23 protein-coding genes and 2 pseudogenes are annotated in these 22,492 nt (G+C 40.7%); 7 read left to right on the forward strand and 18 right to left on the reverse strand.

From position 1 onward, the window contains the following. The first annotated feature begins 175 nt into the window (after window positions 1-175). Window positions 176-1,084, forward strand: coding sequence for an ABC transporter ATP-binding protein (locus NFR56_RS08650; RefSeq protein ID WP_070505273.1), 909 nt, complete (start codon window positions 176-178; stop codon window positions 1,082-1,084). Window positions 1,085-1,138: 54 nt separating this feature from the next. Continuing rightward, on the forward strand, window positions 1,139-1,891 hold the full coding sequence (locus NFR56_RS08655; protein WP_021153840.1) for an ABC transporter permease: 753 nt from the start codon (window positions 1,139-1,141) through the stop codon (window positions 1,889-1,891). 20 nt (window positions 1,892-1,911) lie between these two features. Here the strand turns inward: NFR56_RS08655 and NFR56_RS08660 are convergent, their stop codons facing one another. Continuing rightward, a complete protein-coding gene (locus NFR56_RS08660) occupies window positions 1,912-2,799 on the reverse strand; it encodes a sensor histidine kinase (protein WP_251458591.1) in 888 nt (295 codons plus the stop codon). Beyond that, window positions 2,799-3,488, reverse strand: coding sequence for a response regulator transcription factor (locus NFR56_RS08665; RefSeq protein ID WP_251458611.1), 690 nt, complete (start codon window positions 3,486-3,488; stop codon window positions 2,799-2,801). Before NFR56_RS08665 ends, NFR56_RS08660 begins: the two co-directional genes overlap by 1 nt. Before the next feature lie 203 nt (window positions 3,489-3,691). Between NFR56_RS08665 and NFR56_RS08670 the strand changes: the two genes are divergently transcribed. Next, the gene (locus tag NFR56_RS08670; protein ID WP_155124642.1) at window positions 3,692-4,225 is read left to right on the forward strand and encodes a hypothetical protein; all 534 of its coding nucleotides are present in this window, start codon (window positions 3,692-3,694) and stop codon (window positions 4,223-4,225) included. A 114-nt stretch (window positions 4,226-4,339) separates the two neighbouring features. Here NFR56_RS08670 and NFR56_RS08675 read toward each other — a convergent pair whose 3' ends face one another. The 12 genes and pseudogenes from NFR56_RS08675 to NFR56_RS08730 all read right to left on the reverse strand — a co-directional run bounded on the left by NFR56_RS08675 (window position 4,340) and on the right by NFR56_RS08730 (window position 15,556). After that, window positions 4,340-5,779 (reverse strand): 6-phospho-beta-glucosidase, encoded by a 1,440-nt coding sequence (locus tag NFR56_RS08675; protein ID WP_003005649.1) that lies wholly within the window; start codon window positions 5,777-5,779, stop codon window positions 4,340-4,342. Window positions 5,780-5,988: 209 nt separating this feature from the next. Next, a complete protein-coding gene (locus tag NFR56_RS08680; RefSeq protein ID WP_251458594.1) occupies window positions 5,989-6,336 on the reverse strand; it encodes a VOC family protein in 348 nt (115 codons plus the stop codon). Window positions 6,337-6,490: 154 nt separating this feature from the next. Further along, the gene (gene spxB / locus NFR56_RS08685; RefSeq protein ID WP_155199853.1) at window positions 6,491-8,266 is read right to left on the reverse strand and encodes a pyruvate oxidase; all 1,776 of its coding nucleotides are present in this window, start codon (window positions 8,264-8,266) and stop codon (window positions 6,491-6,493) included. Window positions 8,267-8,614: 348 nt separating this feature from the next. Next, complete coding sequence (locus tag NFR56_RS08690) at window positions 8,615-10,837, reverse strand: heavy metal translocating P-type ATPase (protein WP_251458597.1); 2,223 nt, start codon at window positions 10,835-10,837, stop codon at window positions 8,615-8,617. A gap of 10 nt (window positions 10,838-10,847) precedes the next feature. Then, window positions 10,848-11,219 carry a cupredoxin domain-containing protein gene (locus NFR56_RS08695; protein ID WP_024056338.1) on the reverse strand — a complete coding sequence of 124 codons (372 nt, stop codon included), beginning with the start codon at window positions 11,217-11,219 and terminating at the stop codon, window positions 10,848-10,850. 18 nt (window positions 11,220-11,237) lie between these two features. Next, entirely contained in the window at window positions 11,238-11,633 is a 396-nt protein-coding gene (locus NFR56_RS08700) for a CopY/TcrY family copper transport repressor (protein WP_024056337.1), read from the reverse strand. Window positions 11,634-12,052: 419 nt separating this feature from the next. Further along, the gene (locus NFR56_RS08705) at window positions 12,053-12,685 is read right to left on the reverse strand and encodes an SGNH/GDSL hydrolase family protein (RefSeq protein WP_251458600.1); all 633 of its coding nucleotides are present in this window, start codon (window positions 12,683-12,685) and stop codon (window positions 12,053-12,055) included. Beyond that, the gene (locus NFR56_RS08710; protein ID WP_049523127.1) at window positions 12,686-13,534 is read right to left on the reverse strand and encodes an HAD family hydrolase; all 849 of its coding nucleotides are present in this window, start codon (window positions 13,532-13,534) and stop codon (window positions 12,686-12,688) included. A gap of 136 nt (window positions 13,535-13,670) precedes the next feature. Further along, on the reverse strand, window positions 13,671-14,249 hold the full coding sequence (locus tag NFR56_RS08715) for an HD domain-containing protein (protein ID WP_251458613.1): 579 nt from the start codon (window positions 14,247-14,249) through the stop codon (window positions 13,671-13,673). Window positions 14,250-14,474: 225 nt separating this feature from the next. Continuing rightward, window positions 14,475-14,573: pseudogene (locus NFR56_RS08720) on the reverse strand (ClbS/DfsB family four-helix bundle protein); the annotation flags it as partial. A gap of 67 nt (window positions 14,574-14,640) precedes the next feature. After that, window positions 14,641-15,153 (reverse strand): GNAT family N-acetyltransferase, encoded by a 513-nt coding sequence (locus NFR56_RS08725; RefSeq protein WP_073686231.1) that lies wholly within the window; start codon window positions 15,151-15,153, stop codon window positions 14,641-14,643. A gap of 61 nt (window positions 15,154-15,214) precedes the next feature. After that, window positions 15,215-15,556 carry a helix-turn-helix transcriptional regulator gene (locus tag NFR56_RS08730; RefSeq protein WP_154854738.1) on the reverse strand — a complete coding sequence of 114 codons (342 nt, stop codon included), beginning with the start codon at window positions 15,554-15,556 and terminating at the stop codon, window positions 15,215-15,217. A gap of 248 nt (window positions 15,557-15,804) precedes the next feature. Here NFR56_RS08730 and NFR56_RS08735 point away from each other — a divergent pair, with 248 nt between their 5' ends. The 4 genes from NFR56_RS08735 (at window position 15,805) to NFR56_RS08750 (ending at window position 18,531) form a co-directional block, all read left to right on the forward strand. Next, the gene (locus tag NFR56_RS08735; RefSeq protein WP_000204837.1) at window positions 15,805-15,987 is read left to right on the forward strand and encodes a hypothetical protein; all 183 of its coding nucleotides are present in this window, start codon (window positions 15,805-15,807) and stop codon (window positions 15,985-15,987) included. A gap of 225 nt (window positions 15,988-16,212) precedes the next feature. Continuing rightward, the gene (locus NFR56_RS08740; protein WP_075565682.1) at window positions 16,213-17,205 is read left to right on the forward strand and encodes a replication initiation protein; all 993 of its coding nucleotides are present in this window, start codon (window positions 16,213-16,215) and stop codon (window positions 17,203-17,205) included. Next, window positions 17,202-17,405 carry a DUF3173 family protein gene (locus NFR56_RS08745; protein WP_000998327.1) on the forward strand — a complete coding sequence of 68 codons (204 nt, stop codon included), beginning with the start codon at window positions 17,202-17,204 and terminating at the stop codon, window positions 17,403-17,405. The genes NFR56_RS08740 and NFR56_RS08745 overlap by 4 nt, the downstream gene beginning before the upstream one ends. Next, window positions 17,392-18,531 (forward strand): tyrosine-type recombinase/integrase, encoded by a 1,140-nt coding sequence (locus NFR56_RS08750; protein WP_045593954.1) that lies wholly within the window; start codon window positions 17,392-17,394, stop codon window positions 18,529-18,531. Before NFR56_RS08745 ends, NFR56_RS08750 begins: the two co-directional genes overlap by 14 nt. A 419-nt stretch (window positions 18,532-18,950) precedes the next feature. Here NFR56_RS08750 and NFR56_RS08755 read toward each other — a convergent pair whose 3' ends face one another. The 4 genes and pseudogenes from NFR56_RS08755 to NFR56_RS08770 form a co-directional block, all read right to left on the reverse strand. Continuing rightward, the gene (locus NFR56_RS08755; RefSeq protein ID WP_049483780.1) at window positions 18,951-19,574 is read right to left on the reverse strand and encodes a TetR/AcrR family transcriptional regulator; all 624 of its coding nucleotides are present in this window, start codon (window positions 19,572-19,574) and stop codon (window positions 18,951-18,953) included. A gap of 23 nt (window positions 19,575-19,597) precedes the next feature. Continuing rightward, window positions 19,598-20,680 carry an ABC transporter permease gene (locus tag NFR56_RS08760; RefSeq protein WP_080612008.1) on the reverse strand — a complete coding sequence of 361 codons (1,083 nt, stop codon included), beginning with the start codon at window positions 20,678-20,680 and terminating at the stop codon, window positions 19,598-19,600. Window position 20,681: 1 nt separating this feature from the next. Then, a pseudogene (locus NFR56_RS08765) lies at window positions 20,682-21,398 on the reverse strand (ABC transporter ATP-binding protein). A gap of 205 nt (window positions 21,399-21,603) precedes the next feature. Beyond that, window positions 21,604-22,446, reverse strand: coding sequence for an AraC family transcriptional regulator (locus tag NFR56_RS08770; RefSeq protein WP_251458603.1), 843 nt, complete (start codon window positions 22,444-22,446; stop codon window positions 21,604-21,606). Window positions 22,447-22,492 lie beyond the last annotated feature (46 nt).

The following is a 22,492-nucleotide window of genomic DNA, read 5'->3' on the forward strand; positions in this document are numbered from 1 at the left end:
CCTACTCAACTGTGCGGAGGTGGGACGACGAAATCGAATTCTAACGAATTACCGATTTCTGTCCCACTCTCTTTTTTTAGAAATATTTGAGAATTGCTTGATAGTTATTTGAAAAGCAAGCTGTATACTAAGAGTGTAAAGAAAACAACTAGTCATTTGGACGAAGGAGAAAACCATGGAAAAAGTATTAGAAATTTCCCATTTGAGTAAAAAATTCGGTCATCAATACGCCTTAAATGATGTGAATCTCACCATTCGCAAAGGCGACGTCTACGGCCTCATCGGTAAAAATGGCGCAGGGAAAACCACCCTCATCAAGGTCATCACCCAACTAATTCAGGAAACAGACGGAAGCGTCTCTCTATTTGCTTCTACAAATCGCTCCCAGTGGACCCAAGCCTTGAAACGGGTTGGATCTGTCATTGAAAGTCCCGTGGCTCACAAGCATATGACCGCCTATCAAAACCTGGTCTACTATTGCAAGGCTCGCCATATCCCCAATCCCGACCAGGTCATCAAAGAAACCCTGAACTATGTCGGCCTGAATAATACGGGTAAGAAGAAATTCCGCGATTTTTCACTCGGGATGAAACAACGGTTGGGAATTGCGATTGCGCTCATTGCCAAGCCCGACTTCCTCATTCTAGACGAACCCATCAATGGTCTCGATCCTGTCGGAATCAAGGAATTCCGTCAGATGATCAAGCGCCTCAATGATGAACTCGGCATGACCATCCTCATTTCCAGTCACATCCTCTCGGAACTCTATCTGGTTGCCAATCGCTTTGGCATTGTCGACCAAGGACGCCTGATCAAAGAAATTAGCAAGGCTGAATTCGAAGAACAAGGAGAAGACTACATCATCCTCAAGACCAGTCAGCTAGCCCTTGCGAGTCAACTGATCCAGGATCAACTCCATCACCGCATCAAGGTCATCGATAAGGACGGAGAAATCCATATCTTCGGACAGACTCATGATATTAAAGTCATTGTCAAAGCCCTCGTTCAAGCGGATATTGATGTGGACGAAATCTACTATGCCCGCCAAGATCTGGAAAAATTCTTTACGGACTTAGTAGACTAATCACCCCACCGTCTTGTATTACTTATCCCACATATTTCATTTAGGAGATTTATCATGTTGCATACCATTCAAGCAGATTTTTACAGACTTTTTCGCTCCAAAGGTTTTTGGATCACCGAAGCTATTCTCGTTCTCAACATCCTGTCTGGAGTCATCTTTGGAGCTACTGGCCACGTCGGCGTCAATACGGAATCCAAATTACCCCAAGCGACCGAAGTTTGGACGGGCTTTAAAGCCTTGACCAACTACTCTTCCAGCATCAGTGTGACTATCCTCTTTACCATTATTGTCATCACCTTGGTCCTGGGAACAGACTTAACGCAAAACTTATACAAGAATAGTCTGGCCTATGGCGTTTCTCGCACCAGTTACTACTTTGCCAAAAGCGCCGTTGTTCTGACCATTGCTCTCTTTCAATTTCTTGTTTCTTATGGTCTCGTCTTCTTGATCGCGACTCTCTACAATGGACTTGGCACCATGCCAGAGCACTTTCTTGCTCATTTTGGACTGACCGTGCTGATTCAGTTCCTTTCCACCTTGGCTTGGGTCAGTATCATTTCCTTCCTTCTTTACGCTAGCCAATCCATCACCTTGGCCTTCGTTGGCTACTTCATTGGAAATATCCTCTTAAGCCTTCCTGCGCTTTTCTTTAAAGATATTGATATTCTCCACTATTTAAACTTGGAATTCCAATATTCCATGGTTCAAAGTACGACAGCAACGAACAACACTCTCTCGATTGCCCTTGGATTCATCCTTGTTTTCGGATTCTTGGGACTCGCTACTTTTAAACACAAAGATTTATAACAAAAATGCTTGAGCGGTGCTCAAGCATTTTTTCTTAGTGTAATGGTCAAAACAAACCAGTCTGCTTCCGTCGCCAGTTGCAAGTCTCCCCCTAAGATCTCTACAAAATTTTGAATAATGTAGAGACCCAAGCCAGAAGACTCTTCTGTATCCGATAGATTTTCGGAGTAGAATCGACTAGCCAGTTGGTCTAAGTGCTGAATCGGTTGTTGCACAATATTGCGCAGCTCGACCCGAATCGTGTCCGCGTCCGACATCAGGGTCAAACGTGCCTGCTCCTTCCCATGCTTGAGGACATTGCTGAGCATATTTTGCAAGAGGCGCTCCCAGAGCTCGGGATCGGTAGCATAATGAAGATGCTCTTCTAGCTCCACCTCTAAGACAATCCCCGCCTCAGACAAGCTGTCATAATACTGGAATAACTGCTGGGTTAGTACTTGGCTGAGATTGACGTCTGAAAGCCGAGGCTGGATAGCTCCCTCCATCAAGCGTCTGTACTCCAAGAGAGATTCCAAGCGTTTTGAGACGACTTGAAGATTGGAAGCAATTTTCTTCAGCTTTTCCTCTTCTTGCGTCCCTCCTTTGATGATTTGTTGGGTATAGCCCGAAGCAATGGTCAAAGGTGTCCGAATATCGTGAGCAATATTGCTGATGGCCATATCCAAGGTTTTCTTCTCTTGAAAGGCAATCCGATTGGTCCGCTCGATCTGATCAAAGAGATCACTGACCTGCTTGGTCAAGGCGACCAATTCTTTTTTTGAGACCTGAGAGGTCAACCGTACCCCACTCCCATTTTGGAGCTTCTGTTGAATCTGCTCCTGTAAATCTTTGAGAGCAGAAAGCAAGCGAGCATAGCCCAGTCCCAAGAAAAGGACAAGGACGACTAGAACTAGAACCAATCCCCACATTACTTGTCTCCTTTCAAGCGAACACCCAAGCCCCAGACGGTTTCAATATAGTCCTCATCTGGATCTAATTGGGCAATTTTCTTTCGGAGATTGCTCAATTGGGCATTGAGGGTATTGTCTCCTGGCAGATAGACTTCTTCCCAGACCGCTTCATACAATTCTTCTTTGGTGAAAATCTTCTTTGGATGCGCCAGCAAGGTTTCAAATATTTGAAATTCTTTTTTGCCCAAGCGAAGCGTCTGTTCGCCAGATTCCAGTTCAAATGTTTCTGGATTCAAGAGCAGATTTTTAAAGGAAAGCTTTTGCGACGCTTGAGCTTCCTGTGCTACCGTCGTTTGATTTCGCAATTGCACCGTTACCCGAGCTGCCACCTCATCCAGATTAAAGGGCTTGACGATATAATCATTGGCACCTGCAAGGAGATACTGGCTAATGAGGTGTTTGTCTCCAAGAGCGGTCATCATGATGACCGGCACTTGACTCTGCAAACGGATCTCCTCCAGGACCTGATCACCATTTTTCCCAGGAAGCATGATATCGAGAAGGACCAAATCAATGGCTTCTTGCTGGAAGAGCCGCAGCCCTTCTGTACCTGAAAAAGCCTGAAGGACCTCATGGTCTTCACTTAAGAGACTGTATAAAATTTCTTGGATATCATTATTATCCTCGATTAATAAAACCCGTGCCACTTGCCACACTCCTTTTTCCTTTGAACTCCAAATCATTTCTATTCCTCTAGCCTATCAAATAAAGGGACCTTCGTCAATGAAAATCTGATAAAATCCTATAGTACCCCTGCAAATCTGCATGTTAGGTCATCACAAGATGAACTTGACGATCCTTTCTTTCAAAGGGTATAATAGGACCAATGATAGAATAGGGAGAATCATCTATGAAAAATAACGCCAAAACTAAAATCAGCCTTGTATCCATCCTCGTCATCCTGGGCGTTGCTGCAAGAATGATGCGAGTTATACACCGCCAGCAAATCAGGGAGCAAAACAGACAAACCATTCAAACGACTAATAAGGTTGCAGAGTTTCAGAAAACACTAGACGAGGAAGAAACGAAGAAACGGAACGAAACCTTCAACAAGATTTATAATGAATCCCTTGTTCGGAATAAGTTTGAGAATTGGCAAAAAGCCGATGAACTTCATGGTTTGGGACAAAGAACTGGGCAGTTTTATATCTATAACTTTGAAAAAAAAGAAGAGATTCTCTTAGAGAATACTGATCAAGCATTTGTTCTACCTATTCGAAACAAGAGTGATAACGTCACATTTCAGGCTATCTTTGCCCACAAGGACGGTCAGTGGCACATCATGAAACCAGACGGAAGTTCTCAGTTGCAACTAGGAGAAGCCAGCATTTCCGCTGAATCTAAGTTTGTCATCGAGAACAATGTCTTAGACTACGACCAGTAAATCAGTAAGGACTTGCCTTAGCTACATACAAAAAGCTTAGGACCCCAGCTTGTGGTAGGGATTCTAAGCTTTTTAGTTTATAGGAGAGAGTCGGCCAGCAAGTACCGAAAACTTTTATTCAACAGAGGCTCCATTTGTCGCAATGACTTCTTTGTACCAATAGAAGGATTTCTTCCGTGAGCGGGCTAAAGTTCCTTTCCCTTCGTTGTCCCGATCGACATAGATAAAGCCGTAGCGCTTCTTCATTTCTCCAGTCCCGGCAGAGACCAGGTCAATACAGCCCCAAGTCGTATAGCCCCAGAGGACGACGCCGTCTTCATGGATGGCATCTCGCATGGCCTTGACATGGGCAGCCAGGTAGTCAATCCGGTAATCATCCTCAATCTCCCCGGCTTCATTTGGTGTATCAACTGCCCCTAATCCATTTTCCACGATAAACATGGGCTTTTGATAACGATCCCAGATAGTATTGAGGGTAATGCGGAGACCAAGAGGGTCAATCTGCCAACCCCATTCCGAGCTTTCTAGGTAAGGGTTCTTCAGAGAGGCAAAGATATTGCCCGCTGTTTTCTCCCTTTCAGCTGGATCCCCTGAAGCGACCCTACTAGCATAATAGGAGAATGAAATAAAGTCCACCGTATGCTCTTTCAATAATTGCAGGTCCTGCTCGGTCATCTCAACCGTGATTCCCTGACGCTCCCACTCTTTCTTAGCATAGTTTGGGTATTCCCCACGCGCCTGCACATCGATGAAGAAATAGTTCTTGCGGTCTTCTTCTAGACCAGCCCAGACATCTCGCGGAGCACAGGTATGAGGATAGTTTGGTCCTGCTGCCAACATACAGCCGACCTTGTTGTTCGGATCAATCTCATGGGCTAGCTTGGTGGCAATGGCTGAAGCAACCAACTCATGGTGAGCTGCCTGGTATTTGACTTGCTCTTCATTCTCCCCTTCTTCAAAGCAGAGCCCCGCTCCCATAAAAGGCGCATGAAGGATCATATTGATTTCATTGAAGGTCAGCCAGTAGTTGACCAATCCCTTATAGCGAGTGAAGAGGGTTCGGCAGAGACGTTCATAACATTCCAACATCTTGCGACTACGCCACCCTCCATACTCTGTAATCAAATGCATGGGGCAGTCAAAGTGGGTAATGGTCACCAAGGGTTCAATACCATACTTGTGGCACTCCTTAAAGAGGTCTTCATAGAACTGTAGACCCGCTTCATTCGGCTCCAGTTCATCCCCTTTTGGGAAGATCCGAGACCAGGCAATGGACAAGCGATAGGTTTTAAAGCCCATTTCCCCAAAGAGGGCAATGTCTTCCTTGTAGCGATGGTACATATCAATGCCATCTTTAGCCGGGTAAAAATAGCCCTCTTCAAAGTCAAACATCTTTTTCTGACCCGTAATAATCGCATGACGATCAGGCCCAATCGGTACCACATCCACATTGGCCAAGCCACGGCCATCTTTATTATAAGCTCCCTCACACTGGTTAGCAGCCGTCGCACCACCCCAAAGGAAACCATCTGGAAATTGAAGTTTGTCGGTCATCACTTTACCTCACTTGATTGGATAGTTCTATTATACCCCTCTCTAACCCAAAAGTCTTACAAGATCCTAGGAAAAACCGAACCTATTCTAAGGTAACGATCGCTTTCATGCAACACAAAAAGACCGGATGGTTCCGATCTTTTAAATAGTTCATTTTCTCAAATTCTATTTTAAGAATAGCTAAGGTTGACGTTAAATGACCACGCCTCCTATTTCATACGATAAAAATCAATGACTAGACCGGCAGGGCCTTCAACTAGCAGACTTTCTGTTCCCCAATCTGTTACAGCTGGTCCGTTTAAAACCTGGATACCAAGATCTTTCAACCGTTGGTAGTTCTGATTTAGATCCTCAACCTCGATATGAAGAATGATTCCTGACTGAAAATCTTCCAAAGGAATCAAATGATTTTGGGATAACATTAGACAATGACTGCCAATCGTGAACTGAGCAAAACTATCATCAACATAATCAGCTTTTTTATCCAAAATACGCTCCAAGCTAGCACAAACTTGGGGAACATCTGACACGATAATATCTAATTGATTTAAATTCATTTACTGTCCTCCACAAAAAGACCGGATTGCTCCGATCTTTTTAAGTTCTGCTCTAAGAAAATCAAAGAATAAACAAGGCATCGAACCGCAGGCAGTACTGGAGTACGGCAAGGTGAAGATAACGCAGTTTACATTTGATTTTCGACGATAGGAATTATTTGATTGCGCGTGATTGCAACCCTTCTTCTTCCAAGAAGAGGCGGAATGGTACGAGTTCTTCTGCTTCGTATTTTTCCTTGAAGGCTTTGATGGCTTCTTCTGAGTGTTGTTTTGGATCCAACTCAAGTACTTCTACTGGAAGTGGACGATGTGGAGTGATGCGAGCATCGATAACAACAGTTTTACCTTCTTTGTTCAATTTAACAGCTTCTGCAACGACTGCGTCGATGTCTTCGATACGGTCAACTGTAAATCCAATAGCTCCTTGAGCTTCAGCGATTTTCGCATAGTCAGCATTAGGGAAGTCACAACCAAACAAGTGTTTGTTTGTGTCTTCGTATTTGTCCTTGATGAAGGCATATTTACCATTTGAGAAGACAACGTTGATAACTGGAAGGTCGTATTGAACGTTTGTGATAACGTCTGGGTAGCACATGTTGAAGGCTCCATCACCCATGATGTTCCATACTTGGCGATCTGGATTGTCTTTCTTAGCAGCGATACCACCAGGAAGGGCAATACCCATTGTCGCAAAGAGTGGAGATGTACGCCACATGTTCTTAGGTGTCATGTGAAGGTGACGAGTAGATGTTTGAGTAGTGTCACCTACGTCGATTGAATAGATAGCGTCTTGATCAGCATGTTTGTTGATTGCATTGTAAACTTGGTACAATTGCAATTCACCTTCAGTTTTACCTTCGAGTTTGTTCATGTAATCACGCCAGTTTTGGTTATTCTTAACGTTTGCACGCCACCATGGAGTAGATTCAACTGGATTCACTTTGTCAAGGATTGCTTTCGCTGCTTGACCTGCATCTCCAAGGATTGAAGCGTCAAGGGCATGTCGTTTACCAAGTTTGTAAGGGTCGATATCCACTTGGATGAATTTTTCAGTGTTCTTGAAGGCTTCGTAAACTTCAGCAAATGGGAAGTTTGAACCAAGGAAAAGAACTGTGTCTGCTTCAAAGACCACTTCGTTGGCTGGTTTCCAACCAACACGGTAAGCAGAACCTGTCAAACCTTCGTAGTTCCATTCGAAAGCTTCAAAGTTTTTACCAGTTGTGATGATTGGTGCTTTGATTTTACGTGACAATTCAGTGATCACTTCACCAGCTTTAACACCACCGTAACCTGCGTAGATCACTGGACGTTCCGCATTGTTCAAGATTTCAACAGCTTTGTCAATTTCCACTTCGTTCAAAGCAGGAGCGATGAATGAGCGCTCGTATGAACCTGAACCGTAGTATGAGTTTTCGTCGATTTCTTGGAAACCAAAGTTTACTGGAATTTCAACAACGGCTGGACCTTTTTTAGAAACGGCAGCACGGCAAGCTTCATCGATTACTTTTGGTAATTGTTCTGCGTAAGCTACACGTTTGTTGTAAACAGCGATACCGTTGTACATTGGGTTTTGGTTCAATTCTTGGAAGGCATCCAAGTTCAATTCGTTAACTGGACGTGATCCAAGGATAGCAAGGAATGGAGTGTTATCCATAGCTGCATCGTAAACACCATTGATCAAGTGAGTCGCACCAGGTCCACCTGAACCAACTGCAACCCCGATAGAGCCACCAAATTTAGCTTGCATAACCGCTGCAAGAGCACCAGTTTCTTCGTGACGAACTTGCAAGAAACGGATATCTTTGTCTTCAGCCAAAGCGTCCATAAGTGAGCTAAGTGTTCCAGATGGGATACCGTAGATCGTATCTACGCCCCATGTTTTCAATACATTAAGCATTGCTGCAGATGCAGTAATTTTTCCTTGAGTCATTCTAACTCTCCTTTAATTCTATTTTGATCCCTTAAAATGCAGCATAGCGCTTCTACTTCATCTTTGCGATCATCTCGCCTTGAAAATGAGTTTTTTCTGACTTTTCTCATGAAAACGATTTACAAAACGATTACAGTATTAATTTATCACAAAGAGATTCACATGTATAAGGATCTGCTCAGAGATGCTCAATCCCTATTCCATAACAGATCCTCTTTTTGAGAAATTTTCACAAACTATCCTACAATAGGGTATTTTACTATAGTTTTATACCCATCCCTTTTCCTTGTCGTTCTAGGAAAAAGAGAAAAAGAGTGATACAGAATTCTGTACCACTTCTTATTTTCATTAATCAATCTTCGCGACATTGAGAAGCAGTGAGCTAGTCAAAACAGACACAGAACTAAGGGCCATAGCAAGACCTGCTAGTTCTGGATTGAGGGTCAATCCCAGTCCTACAAAGACTCCAGCAGCAATTGGAATCCCAAGGATATTGTAGATAGAGGCCCAGAAGAGATTGAGTAAGATCCGACGGAAGGTCTTTTGACTCATGTCAAAGGCGCGCACAACGCCAAGCAAATCATTTTGCGTGAGCACGATGCCACCGGACTCGATCGCAATATCCGTTCCAGATCCCATAGCGATCCCCACATCCGCGATCGAGAGAGCTGGAGCATCATTGATCCCATCTCCAACAAAGGCTACCTTACTACTTTCTTGCAGTTTTTGGATGGCGCTGGCTTTTTCTTGAGGAAGGACATCAGCAATCACGGTGTCAATTCCCACTTGCTTAGCAATAGCTTGGGCCACCCGTTCATTATCCCCTGTTAACATGACCGTTTTCAAGCCCCGTTCTTTGAGCTTTTTGATCGCTTCTTTTGAGCTGGCCTTCGGAGCATCTTGAATGGCAATCAAGCCAATCACTTGCCCATCCACAGACAAACTGATCACTGTTTTGGCCTGCTCTTGCAACTCTACCATCCGTTTTTCAAGCTCCGGATCCATCGCTGTCCCGTCATGAAGTTTGCCATTTCCCAAGGTCACCAACTGCTGATCGATCTGACCTTGGACCCCTTTTCCTTCAATCGCTTGGAAGTTTTCCACAGGGGTTAGCACCAAACCTTTTTCTTCTGCTCGTGATAAAACCGCTTGCGCTAGGGGATGTTCTGAAAAAGTTTCAAGACTAGCAGCCAGTGTCAAGACACGCGCTTCATCTCCTACAACATCGGTTACAAGTGGTTGGCCAATGGTAATAGTCCCTGTCTTATCAAACACAACGGTTTGAATCTTTTGCACTTCTTGAAGAACTGTTCCATTTTTAATCAGAACCCCCATCTTGGCACTACGGCCGGTTCCGACCATCAGGGCTGTTGGGGTTGCTAAACCAAGGGCACAAGGACAGGCAATAATGAGGACAGAGACTGCATAGAGCATGGCCTCTTGAAGCGACGCGCCCAGAAGCACGGACCAAACCCAGAAAGTCGCAATGGCCAAAATCGTCACCACTGGAACAAAGATACCTGAAATCTTATCCGTCAAATCTTGAATGGGAGCACGACTGGATTGGGCCATTTTGACAAAGTCCACAATTTGAGATAAGAGGGTCTCACTACCGACTTTTTCAGCCTTAAAGAGAATGGTCCCATTGCTGTTGATAGTGGAGCCGATAACTGCATCACCAACTGATTTTTCCACAGGCAAGCTTTCACCTGTCACCATCGACTCATCAATGGTCGTACTTCCTTCTACAATCGTCCCATCAACCGCAATCTTTTCCCCAGGACGGACCCGAATCAAGTCATCAATTTGGATATCTTCTGCCGCCACCTCGACATAGTTCCCATCACGGAGAACTTGAGCCGTTTTTGCCTGCAAATCCAACAACTTTTCCACAGCCTCGGAGGCATTGTTACGCATCCGTTCCTCAAAGACTTGTCCTAAGAGGATAAAGAAGATGATAAAACCCGCAGCCTCAAAGTATACTGGCTGACCAGTAAAAAGGGCAAATACACTATAGACATAGGCTACCAGGGTTCCAAGAGCTACCAAGGTATCCATATTGGAATGGTGCTTCTTAAATGAGGCCCAGGCACTCTTGATAAAAGGAACTCCTGCTACCAACATGATCGGTGTTGTCGCTAGAAAAGTCCCCCAGTGACTGACTGAATGGGATACAAATCCTGCCATCATCCCGATCATCAAGATCAATAAAGGAAGAGTAAAGATACTAGTAATCCAAAAGCGACCCAGTAAACCTAAGACACGACGGCGTTTTTCCACAACCGTGTAGGAACCCTTTTGCATCTTCATTCCACATGAAAACTCGAAGTCCCCTGTTTCTGTCGGGGTAAAGGATATCACCTTATCCACACCGACTTCCAAAGGCTCTAAAATCCCCTGATCTTCAAACAAAATTTCCTTGTAACAGCCGGAAGGATTGACCCGATGGAAGGTGATTTCAGCAGGGATCCCTTTTTGAAGTTGAAATTCTTTGGGACTATAGCCCTTTTCTGCTGTAATACGGATCTTTTGCACTCCGTTTTCCACAACTGCTTTTTGTTTTTCTGCCATACCTACTCCTTTATTCCACAATCATTTGACCATGCATCATGTTCATTCCACATGAATACCCATATTCGCCCGCTTTTTCTGGCGTAATTTCAATGACATGTTTTTCACCTAAAGGCAAATCTTCATGAACGCCAAAATCTGGAAAGATCACTTGAGCCAGACATGAAGATGGATCCTTGCGATTAAAGATGATCCGGGCTGGAACATTTTTTTTCAGGACAATGGTTTCAGGCGAATAGCCCCCCATGACTTCGACTTCAATTTCTTGATAACCTGATTTCTGACGAGCGTGGCCGCTTACCTTTTCATGCTCTGCAAAGAACCACCAAGCAATAAAAGCAACCAAAAGTAAACAAACAATACTAATTAACAATCCAAACATGGAATTTCCTTCTTTCTATTACATACAATTGCAGCGGACTGTTGCGACAGCCTCTGCTTTCTTTTCTTCCAGGACCTGCTGCAGCTGATTAAGATCTGCAAGCGTAAAGTCACTCTCCTGAATCAAGTTTTCAAGCACCTGGACAATTCTTTTTGAGCAAACCTTGTCTTTCACCTCCTCAACCACCAAGTCTAAACTCTGGTCCTGCTTCAACAAAGCCGAGTAGACAAAGGCTTTGCCAGATTTTTCTCTGGTCAGACAGCCCTTTTCAACCAAGCGCGTCAAGAGGGTCTTGATGGTCGACTTGGACCAGTCAAAGCGCTCGGACAAGACGGCGATCAAATCCCTGCTGGTCTGCTTGCCTTCCATCCAGATAATTTTCATGATGCGCCATTCCGCATTGGAAATTTGCATGGCTTCTCCTTTCTAAATCTACATTTGTAAATCTTATGATGCTATTTTACTCCTAAGATTTACATTTGTCAACCAAAAAGACAAAAAAATTTCCTCTTGGAAATAGAGGAAGGTAGACAATCTGTTTTTACAAAAAATCATCTAAAGAAATCTAAAAAGAAATAGAATTGATTTCAATTATAAGAACCATTCAAATATTTCCTGAAACTTTCCGCCGTGAGAAAAGTGCTAGAAACACTATTGTTTCTAGCACTCGGGAGTTTTGGAACCTTAGGTCCAAAACTAAGTCATGGAACTTCAAAGAAGTTCGCTGACGTCCGTACTCACCTAAGGAAAGTTTTTAAGAAGACTTTATCTTCAATCTGAAATTTTTCTTTGAAGATTTGTCTAGTTGGGCTTTTTCGCTCCCTATTTTGTCTCTATAATGTCTCCTGCAGAGCTTGGGCTAGAACTCGGTAACCAGCCACACTTAAATGGAGGCCATCTGTCGTATAGGCTTCTGCCAACTGCCCCTTTTCATCCAATAAAGACGAATACACATCGACATAGCTGACCTGGTGGTAGGCCTGAGCCAATTCGCGATAGGCCTGGTTGAGGGACTGAATTTTTTCATTGGTCCGCACATAGACCTTTTGTTTGTAGCGCTCTTCTTGACTCACCGGTAAAACCGAGATCAGGTTGATGTGGGTCAGCGGAAAATCTCGCATAATTGCTTGTAAGACCGCTTCTACATTGTCTAGGGTTTCCTTTTGAGGAATTTCTTTTCCGATATCATTGGTCCCGATCAAGAGAAAGATCTGATCCACCGCCGTTCCAAAGACATGGGCGTCTAGATGCTCACGAAGGAGATCCGTCTTATAGCCTCGCACTCCTCGATTGACCATGTGCTTGGGACTTTGTAATAGTTCATGAATGGGAAAATACTCTACGATGGAGTCTCCGATAAAGATCAAACCAGGCTCTTCCAGAGGGGCTTGATTGAGTTCCCGATAGGTTGTTATGATTTTCTCCTGCTCCTTTAAGAGCCAGTCTTCTAACAGTTGTACCGCCATCTATTTCTCTCCCTTCACTTGTTCCCAGGGGGTCAATCCTAGATACTCTTCGATCACCTGGTAGACACCACCTTCTTGATGGCTCGGTGCTAGGTGTTTGGCAACAGCTTTGACAGCTTCTTCTGCATTGGCTACAGCATAGGAGTGACCTGCCATTTCAAGCATTTCGATGTCGTTTCCACTATCACCAAAGGCCATGACCTGGCTGGCGTTAAGCTGCCACATCTCCATTAATTGAGCCAGTCCCCAAGCCTTGTGAATGCCAGCTTGTAAGAGATCCATGCTGCCAAAACCGCTCGAAACCGCCATCAGCTGATCTCCAAAAGCTTGTTGGACTTCCTGGCTCACTTGATCAAGACGATCCAAGCCTACCACCAAGCTCATTTTAAGCACCTGATCAAATAGATCTGCTGTCAATTCCGGAACAAACTTCATCCGCTTGTACAAGGCTTCAATCACTTCTGGCTGCATGAATTTCTCAACTTCTGTAAAGACCGTTCCTTCCTTGACAAAGCCACCATTGACAGCTGACACAACCAGCTGGTCTGAAATTTCCCGCCCCTTAAAATAAGCAAGAACCGCCTCTACTAGTTCTCGATCCCAGAATTTTCCTAGAATCATCTGGTCATCCTCAAAAATCCGAGCTCCGTTGGCTACGACTAGAGTCACCCGTTTGACCAAAGGACCCAAGAGCTGGCGCATGCGATGGATTTCATTTCCCGTCGCAATGACAAAGCGAATCCCTTTTTGATCCAAGTGGTCCAATAGCCTTTCCAGGCGCGGAAGATCTACCTCTCCTCGCTCATCTAATAAGGTTCCATCCATATCTGTTGCAATCAACTTAATCATACAATCTAACCTTTTCCCTTTCAAAGGGTGTAAATTATCTGGTTCCATTATACCACAGATCAAGCCAGTCAAAACCACCCGTGAAAACAGGTGGCTTCCTCTTGGGTTGAAGGTTCCTACTGATGGCCAGGGGATCTTATGAATATAAGCCCTTTTCCACACTTTCCTGAATTAACTCTTCTGTCAGTTTCCATAATTCTTCCGATTCACTTTTTATGAACTTTTTCTTTTCTAATACCATCTCTGAACGGATATGATCAGGATTATAATTGACTTCTGACACTTCCAAGTGATTAATCAGTGGTACCAAAGCGTCAATCACTCTTGCATATCTTGCCTCAGGACTCTGTCCTTTTTCAAACTCCAACCACAAATTTTTCATATTCAAATAGGTTGCTTCTGGAAGGAGGCTCATTGTTTTTTCTATAGATGCTAGCTCTCTATCATGAGCATGAACCTTTTTTTCATCATCAAACACCCAAGTATCTCCGGCATAAATCTCACCTAAATCATGAATCAATAACAGAAACATGACCTTTTCCATATCCAATTTTTCAGGATAATAATCTTGCAAAACCATCGCAGCTATCGCACCCTGCCAGGAATGCTCGGCACTATTTTCAAACCGTCCATCAAGGGTTCTATTAAACCTTGTTACTGACTTTAATTTCTCGATTTCTTTAATAAATTCAACTGTCTGATTCAAATTACTCATGGCAACTCCAACCTCCCTATTCGAAATTACGACTATCATACCAAAAATCAGGGTTTCCATAAATTACTTCCCATATTTGCAAAAAGATAATGCCCCTCTTTTTCTAATTCCGAGAATCGATTTGAAACGAAAAAGAATGCTGATAAATCAACATTCTTTTTAAGTATTATTTGCAAAAAACAAGATATTTTGTCTGTTTAGCTACCAAAAAGATACCATATCTGCTTATTTTTTCTTACAATTTTTTTGATGTGCTTTTAATTTCTTCATCGCCCAATCATAATGACTTGAAGTAGTGCTTACAAAATACGAACCAAGTACACTTAAAAAAGTAGACGAATGTCTACTAGAAATGTTGAGGTTTGGCAAACGACTGGTAATGATGATGATGCTATAGATTCCTTGTCTCAAATACTGCTGTATGAATCCACTCGTTATTCATTTGAAAGTCATTTTCTATGATTTTACTAAAGGTAAAACCATTTTTTAAAAGCACTCTCTGAGAAGCCAGATTGTCCGTTGCCGTCCCCGCGATAATCTTATGTAAACCATAAGTAGTAAAGGCCTTTTCTAAAACGAGTTTAACCGCTTCGCTGGCATATCCTAAATTAGTAACATTTTCTCCAATCCTATATCCAAGTTCTGCTGTTTTTCTATCCTTCCCTAAAACACTTAAATTGATTCTTCCAACCATAACACCTTGTGCATCTCTAATAAGATGCATGTAGACATCATGATTCTCTTGTTCCCTTAACAATTCCCTTGTAATTTCTTTAAAACTTTCTGAATCAAAATAGTGAGCTGGTCTAGGAGGTAAACTTCGCTCAAAATACTCTCTATTTTCTTTTTCAAAAGAATAAACATCTATGCTATTTTCTTCAGACATCAACTCTAAACTTATCATGGTAAACCATCTCCTATCATTCTCTAAACTCAAATTCACTCATGTTCACACAAAGTGACATTTACAAAATATCTCTTAAATTTTTGTCTCTTTTCCAATGAGCCTCTTTCTTATTAGCAAGAAAGTTTTCTAAAAAAGTAATAATTTCTTTTTTGTCTTCTTCGGTTAGTTCATACTCTCTCAATAAACTAACAATTTCTTCTAGTCCGTCATCACGTCCTTTTAAAATCTCAAAAGATGTACCAAAGATTTCAGCTAATTTTTCTACTGTTTCATCTTTCGGATTTCTCCCTCCGTTTTCCCACCTAGCGTACTGGGCTTGAGCTACACCTAACTTTTCAGCAACTTCTAATTGAGTAAGTCCTGCATCTAGTCGGGCTTTTTTTATATTGTCTTTTAACATTTTAAAATTCCTTTCGTTTTTCTATTGACTTATAACCAAAATGGTTGTATTATACTTATATAACCAAAATGGTTATATAAAAACAAAGCATACAAAATAAGTGATACTAGTTAAATTTATGAGTATGCAAAAACACCCCAGAAAGCTCTGCAAAGCGTTCTGAGGCTTTCGTTTAAAACCAATACAATTATACCAAAATGGTAATAAAAAGTCCATAAAAAGTGAGATATGGCTAGATTGAGGATATTATGACATCAACACAATTGGCATTTCAAAACAACAAAATTAACAATACTCATTCTTTTTATTCGCCTAGTTTAGAAGAATATATTCAAGTAAATGATGATGTATTTAACGATATTCGAGACGAAGAAATTGAACTTCGAGCACTTGAACTGCTCTCGAGTTTTCTAGACAAGTATTTTGGGTAGTTTAAAAACTAATAAATTAGAGATTGGGAGACAAGTGCAAGGGCGCAAGCCGAAGGCAGAGCGCCCGAAGCTCGAAGTTCTCCCAATCTCTAACATAAAAGCTGGCGTTTCTAACAGCCAGCAATCCGATACACTTAAGGCAACGTCCTAAGTAACGAGCCATTGGCAAAAATCAATAGTAGCAACGAATTACGCAGATTTTAAGCATAGAAAGGAGGCGTTACATTGAAAAATACCATTCAATCTCTACGAGAATATCAAAATAAAGTAGATTTATCAGAACTAGAAAAATCTATTTATATCAGTATTGACAGATTAACAGTAATCTTTGATAGTGAGAACCAATCACTTAGACGAATATTTCGTGAATTACGAAAATCACTCGATAATATAATTCAAGAATTTAGTATTCAAGAAAATCTAAGAGAAGACTATTTTACTCTTTATAAAACGATAAACGAAGATAGTATAAATCTAATTTTCTTTCAACTATCGGATTATGGTGGTTATCAAGTCATACGCCTAGACTTCAACCCAAACTCACTAAAAGAATTTGAGGGGTTACAAGTGTGGAGGCAGATTATGAATTACGCTCGATTAAATCGATTAGAAATTAGACTGTCACGATTAGATCTTGCTTTTGATATCTTCAATAGGCCAGAAATAGTTTTTTTACAACATATCAAAGGAGGGGTTAGTCATAAAATATTCTACGGTAGAGGGGGAAATATAGAAAGTAAATACTGGGGTGCAAGTGGTAGCAACGTTCAAGTACGTTTGTACGATAAGAATATAGAGGTATTAAGTCATAAAAGAGCTGATAAATTAAATATAGAGAGTAAGCCTTTTTGGTGGCGATTAGAGTTCCAACTTCGGACAAAGGCTATAAATGAAGAAACCATTTCAGAGATTTCTAAACGATTGGAGAATTTTAGCTTCTTTAGTCTTTCGAGTGTTCCAGATGATAGCAAAGCATTTGCCTATATTTTTCTTCATGAACCAGCACTCTTACCCGAATTATTCCCCTACCTCAAACCTAATACTATTAGAGTGAAAAAGACCAGACTTAGAAAACACCTAAAAGCATTTGATAGTAGCTCATTTTCTTTAGAACTACAAGATGCACTTAAAGAACAAACCCCACGATTAAATAATGAACTCAAACAATTAATAGGAGAATTCCTAGAACTTACTAGTAAAGGAGAAATTGACTTATGAACGATAAACTAACTATGACAGTACAAGAAATTATGGACTTAGGGTTTTCAAAATGGACTGCTTATAATATTTTACGGCAAGCAAAACATATTATGGTTGAACGTGGATTCGATTTTTATAATAATAAAGGACTTGGAACAGTTCCAGTATCAGTTGTAGCAGAGATACTTGGATTGGAGGAACTACATGTCAAAAACTAGATATACCGGTGTTACGAAAGATGATAAGACTGGCAAATATACTTATTATTTTAAAGCTGGAGTTGACCTAGCTACTGGTAAACCTTATCAAGAACGTAGACGTGGTTTTCAAACCGCAAAAGAAGCCTTTGAAGCACGTACAAGAGCCTTGAATAAGATACAACAAAAAGGAGGAATTAAGCATACTCAATGGACTTTTAAGCAGTTTATGGAAGAAGTTTTTATGCCAAATTATTACGCTACAACAAGTCCGGATCTCGAACACAGACGTCAAGTTATATTCGATGAATTTATTCAATACTTTGGTAAGAAAAAACCTAGAGAAATTACTACTTATGATGTGATTAATTATAGAAACGGTTTATTAGAGAGATATTCAAATTCATATGCAAGAAACAAGATGACATTGCTTAATCAAGTTTTGAAAACTGCGAAAAAATATGGGTTGATTTTTCATGAAATTCCCACAAGTAATATCAGTCCAATTCCAATCATAAAAAAACATATAGATTTTTGGACAAAAGACGAGTTCCAAAAAGTAATACAATCACTTGATAAAAAGAGTTATTTTGAGCACTTTGTTTATACACTTTTTTGGTTATATTATTTTACGGGAATGCGTGTAAATGAGGCGACTGCTCTTTATTGGGAAGATGTAGATTTTGAAAAGAAAACTCTAGCAATCAATCACAACTTACAGTACATAAACCGTGAAAATTGGGTTCGGCGTAACAAACTAAAAACGGAAAGCTCCAGACGAACCATTGGGCTTGATGATAACACTCTAAACGTACTTAAGGAATGGAAAGAACGACAAGCAAAAGTTGACAAGATACCATTCATTCTATCACTTGATGGAAATCCATATCGTAAGCGTAGTATTAGAGACCAGATTATAAAATACTCTAAACGTGCAGGTGTTAAATACATTCAACCCAAAGGTTTGAGACACTCTCACGCATCATTACTCATTAATGAATATAACGTAAATGCTCTATATATTCAAAGACGATTGGGTCATTCTGATGTCAAAACTACACTTAGTATTTATAGTCATTTATACCCAAACGCTGATTCCGAATTAACAGATAAACTCAATCTCATATCAAGTGATTTTATCGACTAAATCTATTTGGCTACCAAATTAGCTACCAAAAAAAGGAAATACACCTCAAAAGCCTAATTTTAAAGGGCTTTTTTTCATATTTTCCCACTATTTCTAATTCCGAGAATTGATTTGAAATGAAAAAGAATGCTAATAAATCAACATTCCTTTGATGTTAATTTTGAAAGAAGTAATTTATTTTGTATGTTTAGCTACCAAAAAGCTACCAAAAATTTTCCATCTATACGATTTATTTTATACAATCTTTCATATCAAAAAATAACCACTGTAATATGATTTCATAGGAATTACTTCCCAAGAATCACAAAGAAAAACCAATTAAACAATGTACATAACTGAAAAGAAAGGACATGAATCTGCTTTAGATAGAAACATGTCTTTTTGTATGCTACTTTAAGAAATATGATTGCAGTCAGGTTTTATTTCCACAAACCACCTAAAATCTGTTTTTCCAACAAATTTAAGTCTTCTTCTCTTATGTCACCATTGTCGCTAACGATATAGAGTTGGGCAAAGTAGGCCAATAAGGGACCTATACAAATACGAACCATTTGAGGAACCGTGATTTCAGGATTCACTCGTGAATCTGCTATCAATTCCTTATGGAGTACTAATAATTTATCCTGAAGAGTATTCCAAATATAAAGTTGTTCTTTTCTCAGTTTCTTATTTGAAAAAATTTCCTGAAGAATAATTTTCATCAAAGCGCGATTCGTTTTGAGATAGGCCATACGATTTTGGACCAGATAATGCACCTTTTCTTCAGTCGTTTCTAAGGCTAAAAGTTCTTCAAAAAAACGACCGAAAAGTCCTGGAACAACAGGGTGCAAAATAGCCGTTAATAAATCTTCTTTGGTCTTGAAATACTTGAAGAGCGTTGCTTGGCTAAGTCCCGCATGTTTGGCAATTTGTAAGGTGGAGGTTCCATTGTAACTCTTAGTAGAAATCAAATCGACCGCCGCCTGCATGATTTTTTTCTTTCCCTTGGGATAGTCTGCACCCTTTAGATAAGCTTCAAACGACTCAAAAACACTCTCACTCATTTTCATCCTCGTATATTTATATTTTATACTTTACGGTAACGACGCAAGCCGACAATATTGAGAACTGTCAAAGCGACAAGGAAGACTAGTAGAACACCAATATTTGGTAAAATATCTCCAAGTCCACGTCCGTAAAGAATAATCTGACTCATCGCATCACCTGAGTAGGTCAAAGGCAAGAATTTCCCTAGAGTTTTTGCCCAGTCTCCCATTGAATCAAGTGGAATGATTCCTGAGAAAAAGAGTTGCGGCATAATCACAAGAGGAATAAATTGCATCATCTGAAATTCTGATTTTGCCAAGGTAGACAAGAGAATTCCGAAGGCTAGTGCCACCAGAGCCAGTACCACATTAACTATTATAACATTTAACAGGCTTCCGACAACTTCAATGTTCAACAACCAGATGGCTGCTAGAACGACTACTCCTGTCTGCAGTATGGCAATAAGGCCGTAAGACAACATATAGCCGTAAACAATTTCCGAACGTTTGACTGGGGTTGCCAACAAACGATCTAGGGTTCCGCTAGTACGTTCTTTCAAGAGTGCCATCCCTGAAATCAAAAAGACAAAGAAGAAAACGACGAACCCAAGCAAAACAGGAATCATTTTAGCAAAGAAGCCGGTGTCCTCGTTACCATATTCATAAGATTCCTTAATTTCAGGAGATTTTACCTTTAGTTGTAATTGTGGAAGGGATTGCTTCACACGTGCTAATAATTGATTGGTGCCTTCACTGGCAATACTGGTGCGTAATATTTGTCGGGTCACCGAAGTTTTAGAGGCATCTGTATTGGCATAGGCTACATGATATTCCCCATCCTTATAAGAGATAACTGCATCTACTTTTTCATCGTTTAAAGCCTCTTTAGCTTGATCCAAGTCTTTGTAGGTTTTGACACTGACATGTTCTAAGTCGTCCATCTTACTTACCAAACTACTTGGCACATCTTGTGTCGCTAACTTGACATTTACAGTTGTACTTGCTGAAAACATGAGGTTCATCAACCACATGATAAAGACTGGTGCTACAAACATTAGGGCCAGTGTCCGTTTGTCACGAAGCAATTCTTTGACGACTTTTTTTGCAATGGCAATTGTTCTCATTTCATTCTCCTTCTGCTTTCAAAAAGACTTCTTCAATACTTGAAACACCATAAGATTCTTTTAGCTTGGATGGTGTATCAAAGGCAATGATTTTTCCACCTAATAGTAGTCCGACCTTATCTGTCAGCTCTGCTTCATCCATGACATGGGTTGTTACCAGAATTCCTACACCATTGTCTCTAAGCGTGATTAATTCCTTCCAGATTTTCTTCCTAAGAGAGGGGTCGATTCCAACTGTCGGTTCGTCCAAAATCAAAAGTTGCGGATTTCCTAAAAGTGCAATCGCCAGCGACAAACGTCGTTTCATCCCTCCGGAATAACCAGACACAGCCTTATTTAAGTGATCTGTTAGATCTACCACCTGAGACACATGGGCAATTTCTGTTGTTAAGTCTTTTTTGGAAAGTCCTTTTAGCTGACCGAAAAATTCCAAATTTTCTTGTCCTGACAAAGCTTCATATAAAGCATCTGACTGGGCCATATAGCCTATATCTCCCAGAATATGACGATTGGGCATGGTCTGGTCTAAGACTAAAGCGTTACCGCTATCTGCCTTTTCCATCCCTAACATGGTTTTAATCATGGTTGATTTACCAGCACCAGAAGGACCGATTAGACCAATGATTTCCCCAGACTATAATTCAAAACCAACGTGGTTTAACACAAGTTGTTGACCAAAAGATTTTTGTAAATCTTGTAAATGTAGCAATGTTTCCATTTACTTCCTCCTAGGTGAGCGTTCACTCACTTTTTAAAGATAAATCTATTATAGTGAGTGAATACTCACTTGTCAAGTGATGATTTGAATTTTTTTGTTGCACTATATTTTAAAATTTATCATAAGAAAAAGCGACTAAGATTTCTATTTCTTAATCGCCTTATATCTTCAATATTCAGTTTTATTTAGCTCGACAAGCTGGTTTTTAAGCTTTAGTTATCGGAATCCAAAGTTCCATTCTGTAGTCTTTGCTGTGCATATCACCTTCATAGTAATATTCAAAGTCAGATTTTCCTGAATGAATATAGCCATGCTCAGGGAAGAATACTTCCATTGCATATTTCCACCCGTTATGAATGCACTCCGGAACACTTCCTACTAATTCTACAACTGCATACTCTGCTTCTTCCACTTCCAAAACATCTAAGCCCATACTTGTGGCTTTGTCTACATCATTAACGATATAACCAGCCATATAATTTATTGTGCTTGGATTTTCCACATCATGGCAAACGCCCATACTTTGACCGCTTCCTAAACTTGCAAGTTCATCGTGCCTATATTTTTCATATAGCTTATTCCATACACTCGGACATAATGATGAATTGATGCTTTGTTCATTTACCCCAGCAACTGTAAATGCTTGTTTCTTTTGAATTGTAATGTTCATGCTTCTTCCTCCTCTTACACTTAGTGCTAATTGCACTCGTGATACTAATTTGAATGGTTTTCCATTTCTTACCTCAGAAGGAGTAAATCCATGAAAATATTTAAAAGCTGTTCCAAATGAATCTGATGACTCATATCCAAATTTGAAAGCAACGTCAATAATTTTTTCATCCGTATTTCTTAATATAACGGCTGCTTCCGTCAATCTTCTGCTTCTTAAATATTCTGAAAGCGTTGTTTCAGTCAGAATAGAAAACAAGCGACTGAACATTGAATACGAATATCCGGATAACTGAGTTACTTTCTTTTCATCAATTTCATCATCAAGAACTGTTTCAAGATAATTAATCGTATCGTTAAACGACTTGATAATATTCATTTCGATTCCCCCTTTCCTTCAGTTTATTTTAGTATAGAGGAAGATT

It is taken from the genome of Streptococcus caecimuris, from assembly GCF_943193075.1.
Classification (GTDB): Bacteria; Bacillota; Bacilli; order Lactobacillales; family Streptococcaceae; genus Streptococcus; species Streptococcus caecimuris.

Coding starts and splice junctions, on each gene's coding strand:
- NFR56_RS08650 (WP_070505273.1), top strand. CDS start 176: ATGGAAAAAGTATTAGAAATTTCCCATTTGAGTAAAAAATTCGGTCAT.
- NFR56_RS08655 (WP_021153840.1), top strand. CDS start 1,139: ATGTTGCATACCATTCAAGCAGATTTTTACAGACTTTTTCGCTCCAAA.
- NFR56_RS08660 (WP_251458591.1), bottom strand. CDS start 2,799: ATGTGGGGATTGGTTCTAGTTCTAGTCGTCCTTGTCCTTTTCTTGGGA.
- NFR56_RS08670 (WP_155124642.1), top strand. CDS start 3,692: ATGAAAAATAACGCCAAAACTAAAATCAGCCTTGTATCCATCCTCGTC.
- NFR56_RS08675 (WP_003005649.1), bottom strand. CDS start 5,779: ATGACCGACAAACTTCAATTTCCAGATGGTTTCCTTTGGGGTGGTGCG.
- NFR56_RS08680 (WP_251458594.1), bottom strand. CDS start 6,336: ATGAATTTAAATCAATTAGATATTATCGTGTCAGATGTTCCCCAAGTT.
- spxB (WP_155199853.1), bottom strand. CDS start 8,266: ATGACTCAAGGAAAAATTACTGCATCTGCAGCAATGCTTAATGTATTG.
- NFR56_RS08690 (WP_251458597.1), bottom strand. CDS start 10,837: ATGGCAGAAAAACAAAAAGCAGTTGTGGAAAACGGAGTGCAAAAGATC.
- NFR56_RS08695 (WP_024056338.1), bottom strand. CDS start 11,219: ATGTTTGGATTGTTAATTAGTATTGTTTGTTTACTTTTGGTTGCTTTT.
- NFR56_RS08700 (WP_024056337.1), bottom strand. CDS start 11,633: ATGCAAATTTCCAATGCGGAATGGCGCATCATGAAAATTATCTGGATG.
- NFR56_RS08705 (WP_251458600.1), bottom strand. CDS start 12,685: ATGGCGGTACAACTGTTAGAAGACTGGCTCTTAAAGGAGCAGGAGAAA.
- NFR56_RS08710 (WP_049523127.1), bottom strand. CDS start 13,534: ATGATTAAGTTGATTGCAACAGATATGGATGGAACCTTATTAGATGAG.
- NFR56_RS08715 (WP_251458613.1), bottom strand. CDS start 14,249: ATGAGTAATTTGAATCAGACAGTTGAATTTATTAAAGAAATCGAGAAA.
- NFR56_RS08725 (WP_073686231.1), bottom strand. CDS start 15,153: ATGATAAGTTTAGAGTTGATGTCTGAAGAAAATAGCATAGATGTTTAT.
- NFR56_RS08730 (WP_154854738.1), bottom strand. CDS start 15,556: ATGTTAAAAGACAATATAAAAAAAGCCCGACTAGATGCAGGACTTACT.
- NFR56_RS08735 (WP_000204837.1), top strand. CDS start 15,805: ATGACATCAACACAATTGGCATTTCAAAACAACAAAATTAACAATACT.
- NFR56_RS08745 (WP_000998327.1), top strand. CDS start 17,202: ATGAACGATAAACTAACTATGACAGTACAAGAAATTATGGACTTAGGG.
- NFR56_RS08750 (WP_045593954.1), top strand. CDS start 17,392: ATGTCAAAAACTAGATATACCGGTGTTACGAAAGATGATAAGACTGGC.
- NFR56_RS08755 (WP_049483780.1), bottom strand. CDS start 19,574: ATGAGTGAGAGTGTTTTTGAGTCGTTTGAAGCTTATCTAAAGGGTGCA.
- NFR56_RS08760 (WP_080612008.1), bottom strand. CDS start 20,680: ATGAGAACAATTGCCATTGCAAAAAAAGTCGTCAAAGAATTGCTTCGT.
- NFR56_RS08770 (WP_251458603.1), bottom strand. CDS start 22,446: ATGAATATTATCAAGTCGTTTAACGATACGATTAATTATCTTGAAACA.